This window comes from Nonomuraea sp. NPDC050540, from assembly GCF_044457485.1.
GTDB lineage: Bacteria > Actinomycetota > Actinomycetes > Streptosporangiales > Streptosporangiaceae > Nonomuraea.
In genome coordinates, this window is sequence record NZ_JBITHA010000006.1 from 465409 (window position 1) to 480335 (window position 14927).

14 protein-coding genes are annotated in these 14927 nt (G+C 71.6%); 5 read left to right on the forward strand and 9 right to left on the reverse strand.

What is annotated here, in order from left to right; translation table 11 throughout:
- The first annotated feature begins 5 nt into the window (after positions 1-5).
- Together ACIBI5_RS23350 and ACIBI5_RS23355 are read left to right on the forward strand one after the other, a co-directional pair.
- Complete coding sequence (locus ACIBI5_RS23350; protein WP_397249983.1) at positions 6-428, forward strand: luciferase family protein; 423 nt, start codon at positions 6-8, stop codon at positions 426-428.
- Between the two features lie 123 nt (positions 429-551).
- Positions 552-1586, forward strand: coding sequence for a DNA polymerase IV (locus ACIBI5_RS23355; protein WP_397249985.1), 1035 nt, complete (start codon positions 552-554; stop codon positions 1584-1586).
- Here the strand turns inward: ACIBI5_RS23355 and ACIBI5_RS23360 are convergent.
- From ACIBI5_RS23360 to ACIBI5_RS23370, 3 genes are read right to left on the reverse strand one after another with little or no spacing between them, the layout of a single operon-like run.
- The gene (locus tag ACIBI5_RS23360) at positions 1576-3828 is read right to left on the reverse strand and encodes an ATP-binding cassette domain-containing protein (RefSeq protein WP_397249987.1); all 2253 of its coding nucleotides are present in this window, start codon (positions 3826-3828) and stop codon (positions 1576-1578) included. The two genes, ACIBI5_RS23355 and ACIBI5_RS23360, sit on opposite strands and share 11 nt — an antisense overlap.
- Positions 3825-4631, reverse strand: coding sequence for an ABC transporter permease (locus ACIBI5_RS23365; protein WP_397249989.1), 807 nt, complete (start codon positions 4629-4631; stop codon positions 3825-3827). The genes ACIBI5_RS23360 and ACIBI5_RS23365 overlap by 4 nt, the downstream gene beginning before the upstream one ends.
- Positions 4628-5401, reverse strand: a complete 774-nt coding sequence (locus tag ACIBI5_RS23370) for an ABC transporter ATP-binding protein (RefSeq protein WP_397249991.1) — start codon at positions 5399-5401, stop codon at positions 4628-4630. Before ACIBI5_RS23370 ends, ACIBI5_RS23365 begins: the two co-directional genes overlap by 4 nt.
- A gap of 58 nt (positions 5402-5459) precedes the next feature.
- Between ACIBI5_RS23370 and ACIBI5_RS23375 the strand changes: the two genes are divergently transcribed.
- Complete coding sequence (locus tag ACIBI5_RS23375; RefSeq protein ID WP_397249993.1) at positions 5460-6212, forward strand: TetR/AcrR family transcriptional regulator; 753 nt, start codon at positions 5460-5462, stop codon at positions 6210-6212.
- A gap of 69 nt (positions 6213-6281) precedes the next feature.
- Here the strand turns inward: ACIBI5_RS23375 and ACIBI5_RS23380 are convergent, their stop codons facing one another.
- The 6 genes from ACIBI5_RS23380 to lysA form a co-directional block, all read right to left on the reverse strand.
- Complete coding sequence (locus tag ACIBI5_RS23380) at positions 6282-6869, reverse strand: gamma carbonic anhydrase family protein (RefSeq protein ID WP_397249995.1); 588 nt, start codon at positions 6867-6869, stop codon at positions 6282-6284.
- A 505-nt stretch (positions 6870-7374) separates the two neighbouring features.
- Positions 7375-7584: a ubiquitin-like protein Pup gene (locus ACIBI5_RS23385; RefSeq protein ID WP_184968246.1), complete on the reverse strand. Its 210-nt coding sequence runs from the start codon at positions 7582-7584 to the stop codon at positions 7375-7377.
- 411 nt (positions 7585-7995) lie between these two features.
- A complete protein-coding gene (gene dop / locus ACIBI5_RS23390; protein WP_221341153.1) occupies positions 7996-9510 on the reverse strand; it encodes a depupylase/deamidase Dop in 1515 nt (504 codons plus the stop codon).
- An 86-nt stretch (positions 9511-9596) separates the two neighbouring features.
- Positions 9597-10700 carry an acyltransferase family protein gene (locus ACIBI5_RS23395; RefSeq protein WP_397249997.1) on the reverse strand — a complete coding sequence of 368 codons (1104 nt, stop codon included), beginning with the start codon at positions 10698-10700 and terminating at the stop codon, positions 9597-9599.
- 52 nt (positions 10701-10752) lie between these two features.
- Positions 10753-11838, reverse strand: a complete 1086-nt coding sequence (locus ACIBI5_RS23400; RefSeq protein ID WP_397249999.1) for a diaminopropionate ammonia-lyase — start codon at positions 11836-11838, stop codon at positions 10753-10755.
- 20 nt (positions 11839-11858) lie between these two features.
- Entirely contained in the window at positions 11859-13097 is a 1239-nt protein-coding gene (gene lysA / locus ACIBI5_RS23405) for a diaminopimelate decarboxylase (RefSeq protein WP_397250001.1), read from the reverse strand.
- 122 nt (positions 13098-13219) lie between these two features.
- Here lysA and ACIBI5_RS23410 point away from each other — a divergent pair, with 122 nt between their 5' ends.
- Positions 13220-14089, forward strand: a complete 870-nt coding sequence (locus ACIBI5_RS23410; RefSeq protein ID WP_397250003.1) for an ABC transporter substrate-binding protein — start codon at positions 13220-13222, stop codon at positions 14087-14089.
- Positions 14086-14925, forward strand: coding sequence for an amino acid ABC transporter permease (locus tag ACIBI5_RS23415; protein WP_397250005.1), 840 nt, complete (start codon positions 14086-14088; stop codon positions 14923-14925). Before ACIBI5_RS23410 ends, ACIBI5_RS23415 begins: the two co-directional genes overlap by 4 nt.
- The last annotated feature ends 2 nt before the right edge of the window (positions 14926-14927 follow it).

Below are 14927 nucleotides of genomic sequence, written 5' to 3' on the forward strand. Positions count from 1 at the left end.
AGCACATGCGAGCAAGCGGCATCGCCCTGGGTTCCCAGGCCGGCCGGGTGCTGACGCTCCTGCGCGAGTGGCCCGGCCTTGAGGCGACAGCCCCGTACTGCACATGCGGAGTCGGCGTGGCCGCCGGCACCTGCCAGATCCTCCACCTGCACGCCGACGACGACGCCGAACTCCGCCTCACCCGCCCGGCCATCTGCCGCCTGTACCCGGCGCTGGCCGGTACCGAGCGGGTCGTGTTCGGGCGCAGCGAGGACTGGATCGGCATCCGCCTCGACACCGCACACGACACCGACCTTCTGCTCACCCTGCTCAGCGTCGCCATCAAGGCCTGTGACCGCGGCGAGTGCCGCCAGGCGGTCACCCCGTGCTCGGCCGCCCTCTACCGCGACGCGCCGGTCCGCCTGCCGGCCGGCACGGCCCTGGCCTGACCCTCCGCCAGCCGTACCCTCACCACAAGCTGCGGAACGTGCGGCGGGCGGGCGCTCCCCCGCGAGCCGTCACGAACACGGCCCGCGGCGCCCCCGCACGTCGGGAGGCGGGATACTGGAAGGGTGTCCACCAGGGACTGGATCCTGCATCTCGACCTCGACTCGTTCATGGCGTCGGTCGAGATCCTGCGGCACCCCGAACTGCGGGACCGCCCGGTCATCGTGGGCGGCAACGGCGATCCGACCGTCCCGCGCACGGTTGTGGCCACCGCCTCCTACGCCGCCCGCGAGCACGGCGTGCATTCCGGGATGCCCATGCGCACGGCGTTGCGCAAGTGCCCGGACGGCGTGTTCCTGCCCAGCGACATGCCCGCCTACGAGGCCGCCTCCGCCCAGGTCATGGAGGTCCTGCGGGCCTTCCCGATCACGCTGGAGGTGTGGGGGCTCGACGAGGCGTTCATCGGCGCCCGCACCGGCGACCCGTTCGCGCTGGCCCGTTCGCTGCAGCGGGCGGTCACCGACGAGACCGGGCTGACCTGCTCGGTCGGCATCGGAGACAACAAGCACCAGGCGAAGCTGGCCGCCCAGTTCCGCAAGCCGCAAGGGGTCTCCCAGCTCACCACCGAGCAGTGGACGGAGGTCATGGGCGAACGCCCCACCTCCGCGCTGTGGGGCATCGGCGACAAGACCACCAAGAAGCTCGCCGGCCTGGGCCTCCACACCGTCGCCGACCTGGCCGCCGCCGACCCCGCCGACCTGGCCGGGCGCTTCGGCCCCACGAACGGGCCGTGGCTGCGCTACCTCGCGCTCGGCAAGGGCGAGACGACCGTGACCGACACCCCGTGGGTGCCGCGCGGCCACAGCCACGAGAGCACGTTCACGACGAACCTCACCGATCCGGCCGCCGTCCGCGAGCACGTGACGGCCTTCGCCCGCCGCCTCGCGGCCGAGGCCGCCGACGAGGGCCGGAGCGTCGTCCGGGTGACGGTCAAGGTGCGCTTCGCCCCGTTCGTCACCCAGACCCGGCAGACCAGGCTCGCCGCGGCCACCGTCGACCCGGCGCCCATCGAGGCCGCCGCCCTGGCCGCCCTCGGCCGCTTCACCCTGGACCGGCCGGTGCGGCTGCTGGGCGTGGGTGTGGAGTACGTCAGCCGCTGAGACGCAGATGGTGGGCGGTGTGGGTGGTGGCCGACTCGATCATCGACCGCGGAGTGCCGGTGAAGACGACCTGGCCGCCGTCGTGCCCGGCCTCCGGGCCCAGGTCGATGATCCAGTCGGCGGCGCGGATCACGTCCAGGTTGTGCTCGATGACGACCACCGTCGATCCGGCGTCCACCATGCGGTCCAGCAGCGCGACGAGGTGGTCGATGTCGGCGAGGTGCAGGCCGGTGGTCGGCTCGTCGAGGATGAGGGTACGGCCCGGCGCCGCCAGTTCGGTGGCCAGTTTGAGCCGCTGGCGTTCGCCTCCTGACAGGGAGGTGAGGGGCTGGCCCAGGGTGAGGTAGCCGAGGCCGACGTCGGCCAGGCGGGTGAGGGTGTCGCGTACCGGCTTCTGGGGGAAGTGCGCCTGGGCCTCGGTGACGCTCATCTCGAAGACGTCGGCGATCGAGCGTCCGCCGACCGTGTGGCGCTGGGCCTCCGGGGTGAAGCGGCGGCCTCGGCAGGTCTCGCAGCGCGTGGTGACCCCTTCCATGAACGCCAGGTCGGTGTAGATGAGGCCGGTGCCTTCGCAGCCGGGGCAGCCGCCGGTCGAGTTGGGGGTGAACAGGCCCGGCGGGCTCCCGGTCGAGCGGGCGTAGATCTGGCGGATGGAGTCGAGCAGGCCGGTGAACGTCGCGGGGCTGGAGCGCCGCGAGCCGCGGATCGGCCGCTGGTCGATCACGACGGCGTCCGGGGCGGCGGCCGGCAGGTGGCCGAGGATGAGGCTGCTCTTGCCGGAACCGGCCACGCCGGTGACGACCGTCAGCACCTCGCGGGGGACGCGGACGGTGACGTCGCGCAGGTTGTTCGTCGACGCGTGCTCGATGACCATCCAGTCGCCGGCCGGGCGGGGTTCGCCGCGTCTGGCCCGGTCGGCGCGCAGACCGGCGCCGGTCGGGGTGCCGGCCTGGCGCAGCCGCTCGTACGTGCCCTCGAAGACGACCTGCCCGCCCGCGCCGCCGGCCCCGGGGCCCATGTCGACGCAGTGGTCGGCGATCGCCATGATCTCGGGGGCGTGCTCGACCACGATCACCGTGTTGCCCCGGTCGCGCAGGGCCAGCAGCATCGCGCCGAGCGTGTCCACGTCGCGCGGGTGCAGCCCCACGGTCGGCTCGTCGAACACGTACAGCATGTCGCTCAGCGCGCTGCCCAGGTGGCGCACCATCTTGACGCGCTGCGACTCCCCTCCCGACAGCGTCGAGGTGGCCCGGCCGAGGCTCAGGTACCCCAGCCCGAGCGTGACCATCCGGCTCAGGTGCTCGCGCAGCACGGCCACCAGCGGCGCCACCTCGGGACGGTCGAACTCCCCGAGTACGGCCAGCAGGTCGTCGGCCTGCATCGCGTCGCAGTCGGCGATCGAACGCCCGGCGACCAGGCTGGCCCGCGCCGGGGCGGCCAGCCGGGAGCCCGCGCACTCCGGGCAGCGCCGCCTGGCCACGATCCGCTCGAACGCCTCCCGCTGCGCCCCCTTGAGCGACTCCGGCTCCTTCTGCAGGTAGATGCGGGTGAACCGGGGCACCACGCCCTCGTAGGCGGTGCCGACCGCGTCCATGCCCGCGGGGGGCTTGAGTGTTCCCGCGGGCGCGTGCAGGAGGATCTCGCGTTCCTCCGGGGTGTAGTCGCGTACCTTCTTGTCGACGTCGAAGAAGCCCGAGCGGGCGTACGCCTTCCACATCCACTGGCCGGGCGCGAACGCCGGGAACCTGATCGCCCCCTCCGCCAGCGACCGGTCCTCGTCCACGAGCTCCGGCACCACCACGGTGGCCGCGACCCCGAGCCCCTGGCAGAGCGGGCACATCCCGGCGGGGTCGTTGAAGCTGTAGGCGTTGGAGTAGCCGGCCGACGGCTCGCCGAGCCTGGAGAACAGCAGCCGCAGCCGCGCCCCGATGTCGGTCGCGGTGCCCACGGTCGAGCGCGGGCCGCCGCTGAGCCGCTTCTGGTCCACGATGATCACCGCGGACAGGTTCTCCAGGTGGTCGACGTCCGGCTGGCCGTAACTGGGCAGGCGGCCCTGCGCGAAGGCGGAGAACGTCTCGTTGAGCTGGCGCCCCGACTCCGCCGCGAGCGTGTCGAACACCAGCGACGACTTGCCCGACCCCGACACGCCGGTGACGACGGTCAGCTTCCGCTTGGGGAGGTCGACGTCGACGTTCTTGAGCGTGTTCGCCCGCGCGCCGCGTACCCGGATCATCTCGCTCATCGGCTCAGCCCCTGGAACGCGCGGATCGCCAGCGGGCAGAACACCGCGGCCAGCACCAGCGGCACCACGAGCGCGAACAGCAGCGCGTGGTCGGCCGCCCAGGTCAGGCCCTGCACATGAACGCCGGTGAACAGCTCGCGCACCGCGCTGGCCGTGGCCGACAGCGGGTTGTGCTCGGCGATCGCGCCCAGCCACGGCGGCATCGTGGACGGCTGCACGAACACCGTCGACAGGAACCCGATCGGCCACGACAGCAGCTGCACCGCCCCGACCGCCTCCGGCGAGCCCACCCGCAGCCCCGCCCACACGCCGACCCAGAGCAGCCCGAACCGCAACCACAGCAGCAGCCCGTACGCCGCCAGCGCCGGCAGGATGCCGTTCTCCCACCGCCAGCCGAGCGCCAGCCCCGCCAGCGTGATCACCACGAGCTCCACGGCCGAGGTCAGCATGTCCGCCAGCACCCGGCCGAGCAGCACCGCGCCCGGCGAGATCGGCAGCGAGCGGAAGCGGTCGGTCACGGTCCTGGTCGCGTCGGTGGTGACCGCGATCATCGTCGTCTCGATGCCGGACAACATCGTGAAGGCCAGCACGCCCGGAATCACGAACAGGATGTACTGCGCCGCGCTGCCCGCGATCGCGCCGCCGAGCAGCCCGCCCATGAGCAGGATGACCAGCACCGGGAAGAACACCTGGACCGCGAAGCCGACCGGCCGCGCCCGCCAGTGCCGCAGCGTGCGGCCGGCCAGGATCAGCGCCTCCCGCCAGACGTGGGTCCGCGCGGGAACCGCCGGGATCGTCGTCATGAGGCCGCCACTCCCTCGTGCAGGTGCAGGTAGACGTCTTCGAGCGTCGGCTCGCGCAGCTCCATGCGCGGTTCGCCGACGAGCTTCTTCAGGTCGCCGGGCGTGCCCTCGGCGATGACCCGGCCCTCGCGCAGGATCACCACGTCGTCGGCCAGCGCATCGGCCTCGTCCAGGTACTGGGTGGTCAGCAGCACCGTCGTGCCCGCGGCGGTGAGCGCCCTGACCGAGGACCACAGCTCGCGGCGCGCCTGCGGGTCCAGGCCGGTGGTCGGCTCGTCGATGAACAGCACCGCCGGGATGGTGATCAGCGACGTCGCCAGGTCGAGCCGTCTGCGCATGCCGCCGGAGAACGAGCCCACCGGGCGCCTGCCCACCTCGTGCAGGCCCGCCGTACCGAGGAGCTCACCCGCCCGCTCGCGGGCGCGGCGGCGGTCGAGCCCGGCCAGCCGGCCGAACAGCTCGAGGTTCTCGCGGGCGCTGAGCACCTCGTCCAGGGCCGCGTACTGGCCGACGAGCCCGATCGAGGCCCGCACCCGCGTGCCCTCGGCCCGTACGTCCGCTCCCGCGATCCGGACGGTGCCCGCGTCCGCCCTGGTCAGCGTGGTCAGGATGCGGATCATCGTGGTCTTGCCCGCTCCGTTGCCGCCGAGCAGCGCGCAGACCCTGCCCGCCCGGACGGTGAGGTCGACGCCGTCGAGCGCGGGACGTTCGCTGCCCGGGAAGTGCTTGCGCACCCCTCTGGCGAAGATCGGTGCGGATTCGCTGGTCATATGGCCTCCCTTCGTTTTAGACAATGTATAATACATCGTAAACAGATGGGAGCGCGGAATGGCGAAGAGAGCCGAACGACCCGGCGACCCGATCAAGCTGATCGGCCTGCTGTGGAAACCCACCGAAGCGGTGAGCAGGTCCGGCCTCACGCCCAGACGCGTCACCGGCGCGGCCATCGCGGTCGCCGACGCCGAAGGCCTCGACGCGCTCACCATCCGCAGGATCGCCGGCGACCTGGGGGTGAGCCCCATGGCCCTCTACCCGCACGTCGCCGGGCGCGCGGAACTCATCGAGCTGATGCTCGACGCCGTCGCCGCCGAGGTGTACGCCACCGGCCCGCCACCGGCCGGGGCGGCGACCTGGCGGGCCAGGATCGAACGCGTCGCCCAGGCCAACTGGGACCACCACATGGCCCACCCCTGGACCGTCGACGTGGCCCCCGGCCGCCCTGTTCCGGGCCCCGGCGTGTCAGGCAAGTACGAGGCCGAACTCGCCGCGCTGGACGGGCTCGGGCTCGGCGACATCGAGATGGACCAGACGCTCACCGCCGTCCTGGGCCTTGTCTCCAGCAGCGCCCGGGGGGTCATCTCGATGCGCCGCGTCTGGCAGGAGAGCTCCCTCACCGACGTGCAGTGGTGGGAGAGCGTCGCCCCCGCCCTGGCCGCCGCGATGGGCGGCGCGTCCTACCCCATCGCCCAGCGCGTCTCCACCACGGTCGGCGAGACCACCGGCATGTCCACCGACCCGGAGGGCGCGTTCCGCCTCGGGCTCACCATGCTGATGGACGGCCTGGCCCACCGCATCAGGTGACGCCGTCTCCGGAAGGCGGGGGCGGCCTCCCGCCGTGGGGGCGCCGGGGCGGCACCTCGCGGCGGAGGGTCAGGGCAGCATCTCGTCGTCGGCGTGTGCCGCGAACTGGGCGGAGCGCACCTCGGCGATCCGCTCATAGCGGCGGATGCGGTCCGTCCACCCGGCGTCCACCCCGAACGCCACCCGCGCGAACCCCAGCGCCTCGATCGCCTCCGGCAGCCCGGGGTCACCCGGCGCGAACGCCTCGTCCCCCACCCGCACCGTGTACGGCGCCAGGAACTCCTCCGGCCCCAGCCGCGACCGCGCGTGCACCGCCGCCCCGATCGCGACCACCCCGCCCGCGCCGATCTCCGCCTCCTGCAGAATCGTCACCCCGGTCGCCAGGTACGCGCACCGCTCCACCCGGCAGCCCAGCAACGTCGCCTGCGGCCCGACGAACACGTGGTCGCCCAGGCTCACCCCGCCGCGCAGGACGGCGTTCTCGCAGATGATCGAGCACTCCCCCACCTCGATCGCCCCGTCCTCGGCGTCGAGCACCGCCCCGTACATCACCCGCGCCCGCGGGCCCACCCGCACCTGGCCGACCAGAGTGGCGTTCGGCGCGACGTAGGCGGACTCATCGACCACCGGCTCGAACCCACGATGACGAATACGCATGTGTCCCATCATGTCCACGCGACACCCCGGCCTCACCCCGGCCGGCCGCAAGGTCCGAAACCCGCCACGCCGGCCCGCCAGGTCGCGGCACCACCGTGCCACCGCTGAAAGCGATCATGGCCATCGGGTCACGGAGAACCAGGGCCGAGGTCGAGCCGGTCGCGGGGAACCAGCGGACCTCGTGGACGGAGAGGGCCGACGAAGGTCCGGGGAACGGTCTGACGGTCGGCGCGGAGCCCGCCCCGGTGGGCGAGCTCGCGCTCGAAGTCGTCTTTGGGTCATGCCATGGTCAGCCCATTCCCGGTGGACCCGTTTCGCCCGTGCTCCTCCTCGAACTCCCCGCGGACCTCACGTGCGCCCGTCCACGGCCGCACCGGCCGCGGCGGCCTCGCGCACGCCCCTCCCTCGCGCGATGACCCGAATGGACCGCACCCGGAGAGCAACCACAACCCGGGCACCCCTCACCTCGCGAGGGCGTTTCCACCCCTTTGCTAGATGCTTGCCCCTACTGGCCGCCCTTTTGGACGTAGGAGCGCACGAATTCCTCCGCGTTCTCTTCGAGGACTTCGTCGATCTCGTCCAGGATCGCATCGACGTCGTCCGTGAGCTTCTCCTGCCGCTCCTGGACGTCGGCGGACGCCGAGGCCTCGGTCTCCTCGACCTCGCTCTCGCGCCGCCCGGCCTGCTTCTGGCCGCCGGTGTCCTTTGTCGCCATGTCCTACCTACCTCCGCTTGGGGGACGGTCTCTAAGCCATATCTTCCCCGAACCGAGCGACATTTCGCGTCGATCACCGCGCGATCTTCGCTCGACCCGGAACCACTGCTCCACCCTACGTAAACACGAGCCGGACGCGACGGGCCGTCCACCGCGCGCAGGACCGGGCTCACGGCGCCCAGGAGACCCGTCCGCGTGATTACGGGCGGCGTTACGGCGGGCCGGGCGGCGCGCCCTGCCTGCCGTCTCCCTGGACGGAGGGAGGGTGGTCGGCGGGTGGCGGTGGGGGCGGCTTGCCGTAACGGAGGGGAGGGGTTGCACCCACAACGCACGAAAGCGCCCGCAACGCACGAAAAAGCGCCCGCGACAAGGCGCGGGCGGAAAGGGCGGACAGAAAGGGCAGAAAAGGCGCTAGTCGCCGCCGGTGAGGGCGGCGACGAGGTCGGCGGCGGTGCGGCAGCGGTCGAAGAGCTCGCCGACGTGGGCCTTGGTGCCGCGCAACGGCTCCAGGGTGGGGACGCGCTGCAGGGACTCGCGGCCCGGGATGTCGAAGATGACCGAGTCCCAGGAGGCCGCCGCGACGGACTCGCTGTACTGGCGCAGGCAGCGGCCGCGGAAGTACGCCCGGGTGTCGTTGGGCGGGTTCTCGACGGCGCGCTGGACGTCGTCCTCCGTGACCAGGCGCTGCATGCGGCCGCGGGCGACCAGGCGGTTGTACAGGCCGCGGTCGGGGCGGATGTCGGAGTACTGCAGGTCGACGAGCTGCAGGCGCGGGTGGCTCCAGGCGAGGCCGTCGCGGGTGCGGTAGCCCTCGAGGAGTTCGAGCTTGGCGACCCAGTCGAGTTCGCGCGAGAGCTGCATCGGGTCGTCGGCCAGGCGGGTCAGGACGGACTCCCAGCGGTCGAGGATGTCCTTGTTCATCTCGTCCTGGGCGGTGCCGCGCTCTTCGACGTACTTTCTGGCCTGCTCCAGGTACTCCATCTGCAGCTGGATGGCCGTCAGTTTGCGGCCGTCGCGCATGGCGATCTCGTAGCGGCAGGTGGGGTCGTGGGAGACCGCGCGCAGGGCCTGGACGGGGTTGTCGACGGCGAGGTCGCGGGTCAGGAAGCCGTCTTCGATCATGGCGAGGACGAGCGCCGTCGTGCCCAGCTTCAAGTATGTCGAAATTTCCGACATGTTGGCATCGCCGATGATCACGTGCAGGCGGCGGTACTTCTCCGGATCGGCATGCGGCTCGTCGCGCGTGTTGATGATGGGGCGCTTGAGCGTCGTCTCCAGGCCCACCTCGACCTCGAAGAAGTCGGCCCGCTGGGAGATCTGGAAGCCCTCGCCGCGCGAGTCCTGGCCGATGCCGACCTTGCCCGCCCCGGTCACGACCTGCCGCGAGACGAAGAACGGCGTCAGGTGGCGCACGATGTCGGCGAACGGCGTGGCCCGGCGCATGAGGTAGTTCTCGTGGCAGCCGTAGGAGGCGCCCTTGGCGTCGGTGTTGTTCTTGTAGAGCTGGATGGGGGCGTTCGTGGGGATCGCCGAGGCGCGGGTGGCGGCGTCGTACATGACGCGTTCTCCGGCCTTGTCCCAGATGACGGCGGCGCGGGGGTTGGTGCACTCGGGCGTGGAGTACTCCGGGTGGGCGTGGTCGACGTAGAGCCGGGCGCCGTTGGTGAGGATGACATTGGCGAGCCCGAGATCCTCGTCGGTGAGCTGGCTGGGATCGGCCACCTCCCTGGCCAGGTCGAAGCCACGCGCGTCGCGCAGCGGGTTCTCCTCCTCGAAGTCCCATCTGGCGCGTCGCGCCCGGGCCGCCGAGGCGGCCAGGTAGGCGTTCACGACCTGCGATGAGGTCACCATCGCGTTGGCGCCTGGCTGACCTGGTACGGAAATGCCGTACTCGGTCTCGATGCCCATCACCCGACGCACCGTCATGCGCACCTCTCGTCGTCCAGCCAAATCGCTATCCGCCGTTTATATGCCCGAGCCTATGCCCTTCACAGTGCCCCAAGGCCACAGAGTTATGGCACCGACGCCTTTTCGACCTGTGTGGAGGGCGCTGCTGGGGTTCGGGATGACTTGCGTGGTCTGAGAAGTCGCTGGACCGGACGTTCGACGCACGCGTAGACGAGATAGGACACCAAGATCGCGGCGAGCAAGGTCACGAGGGCGATCAGCCAGGGCGGCATGCCGCCCGCGAGCAGCGGGATGAGGACGACGGCCGCGGCCGAGTGGAACAGGTACAGCGGGTAGGTGGTGCCGCCCAGCGCGGTCAGGAGGCCGTTGGAGCGCATCCGCAGGAGTCCGAGCGCGACCAGGGCCATGACCACGAAGATCGCGGTGACCGTGAGGATGACGCCGAGGTCGGTGACCGGCATGGCGGCCGATCCGGCGGCCTTGACCCGGCGTTCGACGCGTTCGAGCGCGGCGTTGAGCGCGAGGGCCCAGCCAGCCACGACGTAGAGCCAGGGCAGCCAGGAGGAGCCGCGCCGGTGGATCAGGTAGAGGGACATGCCGGCGACGAAGTAGGGGGCGTAGGCGGGCATGACGATCTCGTTGACGACCGGGTTGTCCAGGAACAGGGCGCCGGTGGCGGCGGCCAGCCAGACGCCGCCGAGAATCAGGATCCGGTTGGCGGTGATGCCGATGAGGATCATCACGGCCATGATCAGGTAGAAACGCAGCTCGGCCCAGAGCGACCAGTAGACGCCGACCGCGTCGATGCCCTTGAACAGGCGCTGGAACATGGTGGCGTTCAGGGCGTACTCGGCGCCGGTCAGCTTGGGGTCGGGCCCCTTGAGGGCGAGCACGCCGTACAGGCCGAAGGCGGCGGCGAGGCTCAGCCAGTAGGCCGGATACAGGCGGACGAACCGGGAGCGCGCGAAGGCCCCCAGCCCGCGCCCCCAGGCGCTCATGAGGATCACGAACCCGCTGATCATGAAGAACAGCTCGACGCCCAGGATCCCCAGCCCGGCCAGGGGGGCGACGGCGGGGAAGAGCTCGGCGGGCTGCTCACCCCACACCGACTTGAAGGCCACCAGGTAGTGGAAGGCCACTACGGCCAGCGCCGCGACGAACCGCAGCAGATCCAGTTCAGCAAGCCGCTCCGGCGCCCGACGATGCACGCCCGCTTTGACGCGTCTCGTGCGTCACTTGGTTCCCATCTGTCCCATGCGTTTATTTTCGCGATGGTTGCCACCCGCCCACCCGCTCCTCAACCGGCCCCTCCGTGCCGATGACCAGGACGGTGGAGTCCGGGCCCAGCCGCAGCCGCGTCCTGGTGTGGTCGTCCAGGGCCATCAGCCCCGCCGTACCCGTGGCGCCGCACGGCGAGACGCGCACGCCCTCCTCGCCCATCGCGGCGGCGGCCAGGGCGGCCTGGGCGTCGGTCACGGTGACGAACGCGTCGGCGAGGTGCCCGAGGAGCCGGAAGGCCAGGAGGGACGGCTCCAGGCAGTCCAGGCGGCCCAGGGAGGTCGGGGAGCCCTTCACCCGGAGCGGCTCACCCGCCCGCACGCTCTCCAGCAGGCAGGGGGCGCCCTCAGGCTCCACCACGACCACCACCGGGTCCTCGCCCCACCGGTCGCGCACGTAGGCGGCGGCCGCCGCGGCGAGGCCGCCCACTCCCGCCTGCGCGAACACGTGCGTGGGCGCGGCGCCCGCCTCGTACGCCTCGTCGAGCAGGGCGGTGTAGCCGCGCATGACGTCCAGGGGCACCCGGGTGTAGCCGGGCCAGGAGCTGTCGGAGATGAGCCGCCAGCCGTTGCCGGTGGCCGCCTGGAGGGCGTCGGCCATGCTCTGGTCGTAGTCGGCGCCGCTGCGCCGTACCCGGGCGCCGAGGGCCCGCAGCCGGCCGGCGAACTCCTCGGGCACCTCGTGGCTCAGGTAGACCACACAGGTCCCGCCGAGCGCCCTGGCCCCGGCGGCCACGGAGATCCCGTGGTTTCCCGCGCTGGCGCACACGAACGGCGTCCGGGCCGCCACCTCCCGCAGCCGCCCCTCCCCCGCGTCCTGCCCCGCCTCCTCGGCGACCAGCCTGGCCACCGCGTAACCGCCGCCGAGCGCCTTGAAGCTCCCCAGCCCCATGCGGTCGCTCTCGTCCTTGACCAGAATCTTCCCGACGCGTTGCCCGGCGGCCAGCCGCGGAAGGCCGACGAGGGGCGTCGGCTCGGCGGCGAAGTGGTCGCGGGCCTGACGGGCGTGCGCGACCCCGATCAGTTCCCGGTCGGTGCTGGTGTACGGCGAGCGGCCGGCATTGAGCATGGCCGCCATGCTAACCAGGGCTACGGATAGAGCCGGAGAAGGTCGGACTCGGTTTCCCTGCGGATCACCACGCGGGCCGCGCCGTCCCGTACGGCGACGACCGGCGGCCGGGGCACGTGGTTGTAGTTGCTGGCCATCGAGCGCTGGTAGGCCCCGCTCGCCGGCACCGCGAGCACGTCACCGGGCTCCAGGTCGCCGGGAAGGCGGGCGTCGCGGACGAGGACGTCGCCGCTCTCGCAGTGCTTGCCGACCACCGTGAACCCGCGGGCGGGAGCGGAGGACGCGCGGGAGGCCAGGACGGCCGTGTACGGGGAGCCGTACATCGCGGGGCGGGGGTTGTCGCTCATGCCGCCGTCCACGCTGACGTAGCCGCCCTTGATGGTGCCGACCGTGTACAGGGCGACGGTGGAGGGCCCGGCGATGGAGCGGCCGGGTTCGACCGACAGGTGCAGACCGCCGGTCTCCTTCTGCAGGATCGTCACGAGGTCTGAAGGGGCGGGCGGCCGGGGGTCGCCGGGGCGGTAGGCGATGCCCAGGCCGCCGCCGAGGTCGAGGCGGTCGACGTCCATGGCGCGGGCGAAGGCGGTCATGCGCCGGGCGGCCTCGGCGAAGCCGTCCAGCTGGAGGATCTGCGAGCCGATGTGGGAGTGCAGGCCCGACAGGCGCAGGGACGGCCGGGCGCGGACCAGGCGGACGGCGCGTTCGGCGTCGCCGGCCGACAGCGAGAAGCCGAACTTGGAGTCCTCTCCGCCGGTCGCGATGGACCTGTGGGTGCGGGCGTCGACCCCCGGGGTGACGCGGATCATGACCGGCTGGACGGTCCCGTGCCCGGCGGCTATGGCGGCCAGCCGTTCCAGCTCGGCGAAGGAGTCCAGCACGACGCAGCCGACGCCCCACGCGACGGCGCGGCGCAGTTCGTCCTCGGACTTGTTGTTGCCGTGGAAGACGACGCGCTCTGGCGGGATGCCGCCGGCCTGGGCTACGGCCAGTTCGCCGCCGGTGCACACGTCGAGGTTGAGCCCGAGCCGGTCCAGCCAGCGCACGACCTCCGGGCACAGGAACGCCTTGCCGCCGTAGTGCACGTCGCCGCCGGGCAGAGCGTCGCGCCAGGCCTGGGCGCGGGCGCGGAAGTCGGCCTCGTCGAGGATGTAGGCGGGGGTGCCGTGTTCGCGGGCCAGGTCGGTGACGGCCAGGCCGCCGAGGTGCAGCACGCCTTCGGCCCAGGTCGCGCTCGCCGGCCACACGCTGTCGATGCTCATGCCGCGTCAGCGTAGGAAGCGTCGCGGGTGCCGGTGCCTCAGCATCGAGGGTTTCGATGCTGAGGGGCAGAAGCGTGCACATCCCTTGGGATCGGGCGAAGTGCTCGCCAACGATGGCCGCCATGCGAAAACACCTGGTCATCGCGCTGGTCGCGGTGTGCGCGCTGGGCGCGGGCTGCGGCAGGTCGTCCTCCGGTACGGCGGCGCCCTCAGCCCCGGCGTCGGGCGGCAAGAGCGCCAAGGAGCTGGTGCCGCAGAGCGTCCGCGAGGCGGGCGTGCTGCGTGTGGCGACGTCGGAGGGCTACCCGCCGATGGAGATGTACAAGCCGGGCACGCAGGAGCTGACCGGCGTGGACCCGGACCTGGCCACGGCGATCGGCACGCGGCTCGGGCTGAAGACGACGGTGACGAACGCGGCGTTCGACGGGCTCATCCCGGGCCTGCAGGGCGGCAGGTGGGACATCGCGATGTCGTCGCTGAGCGACACGGCCCAGCGCCGCCAGGCGGTCGACTTCGTCGACTACTTCAACGCGGGCGGCTCGGTGATGGTCAAGAAGGGCAACCCGGAGGGCATCACGTCGCTGGCGGACCTGTGCGGCAAGAAGGTCGTGCTGGCCAAGGGCTCCTCGAACCTGGAGATCGGCAAGCGCCAGAACGACAAGTGCGCGAAGAAGATGGAGATCCTGCAGAGCGAGGACGCGCCGACGGGCCTGCTGACGATCGACTCGGGCCGGACGGTGGCGACGATCGTGGACTCGCCGGTGGCGTACATGTTCGCGAAGGAGACCGGCAAGTACGAGGTGCTGGCCGAGCAGTACGACGCCGGCCCCTGGGGCATCGCGGTCGGCAAGCAGAACGCGGGCCTGCGCGACGCGATCGCCAAGGCGCTGCAGGAGATGGTCGAGGACGGCTCCTACAAGGCGGTGCTCGACAAGTACGGCACCGGCCCCAACGCGATCTCCAAGGTGACCGTCAACACGGGTGCGCCGTGACGGCCGAGCTTCCGATCGAGGCGGTGAAGCCGCGGCGGCCGGGACCGATGGTCGCCGGGGCCGCCGCGGCGCTGGGGCTGGTGTGGCTGGCGTACACGGTCGTCGTCAACGAGAACCTGCACTGGGACGTGATCGTGGCGTTCCTGTTCGACGGCAGGATCCTGGGCGGGCTGCTGGTCACGATCGCGCTGACGGTGCTGTCGATGGGGCTGGGCGTGGTGCTGGGGGTGACGGCGGCGGTGATGCAGCTGTCGGACAGCCCGGTGCTGCGCGGCGCCTCGGCGTTGTACACGTGGTTCTTCCGCGGCACGCCGCTGCTGGTTCAGCTGATCTTCTGGTTCAACATCGGGCTGGTGTTCCCGGTGATCGGGATCGGCGTGCCGTTCGGCGGGCCGATGCTCGTGGAGTGGCAGGCGCACCAGCTGATCACGCCGTTCATCGCGGCGCTGCTGGGGCTGACGATCAACGAGGGCGCCTACATGGCGGAGATCGTCCGGGCGGGCATCCGCTCGGTGGATCCCGGCCAGCGCGAGGCGGCCGAGTCGCTCGGCATGTCGCACAGGAAGATCCTGCGCCGGGTGGTGCTGCCGCAGGCGATGCGGGTGATCATCCCGCCGACCGGCAACCAGTTCATCTCGATGCTGAAGACGACGTCGATGGTGTCGGTGATCGCCGGGGCGGAGTTGCTGACCGTCTCGCAGCGCATCTACCTGGAGAACTTCGAGGTGATCGCGCTGCTGGTGGTGGCGTCGCTGTGGTACCTGCTGCTGACGAGCGTCGCGAGCGTCGGCCAGCACTTCCTGGAAAGACGCTTCAGCAGGGGGTACGCGTCGTGAGC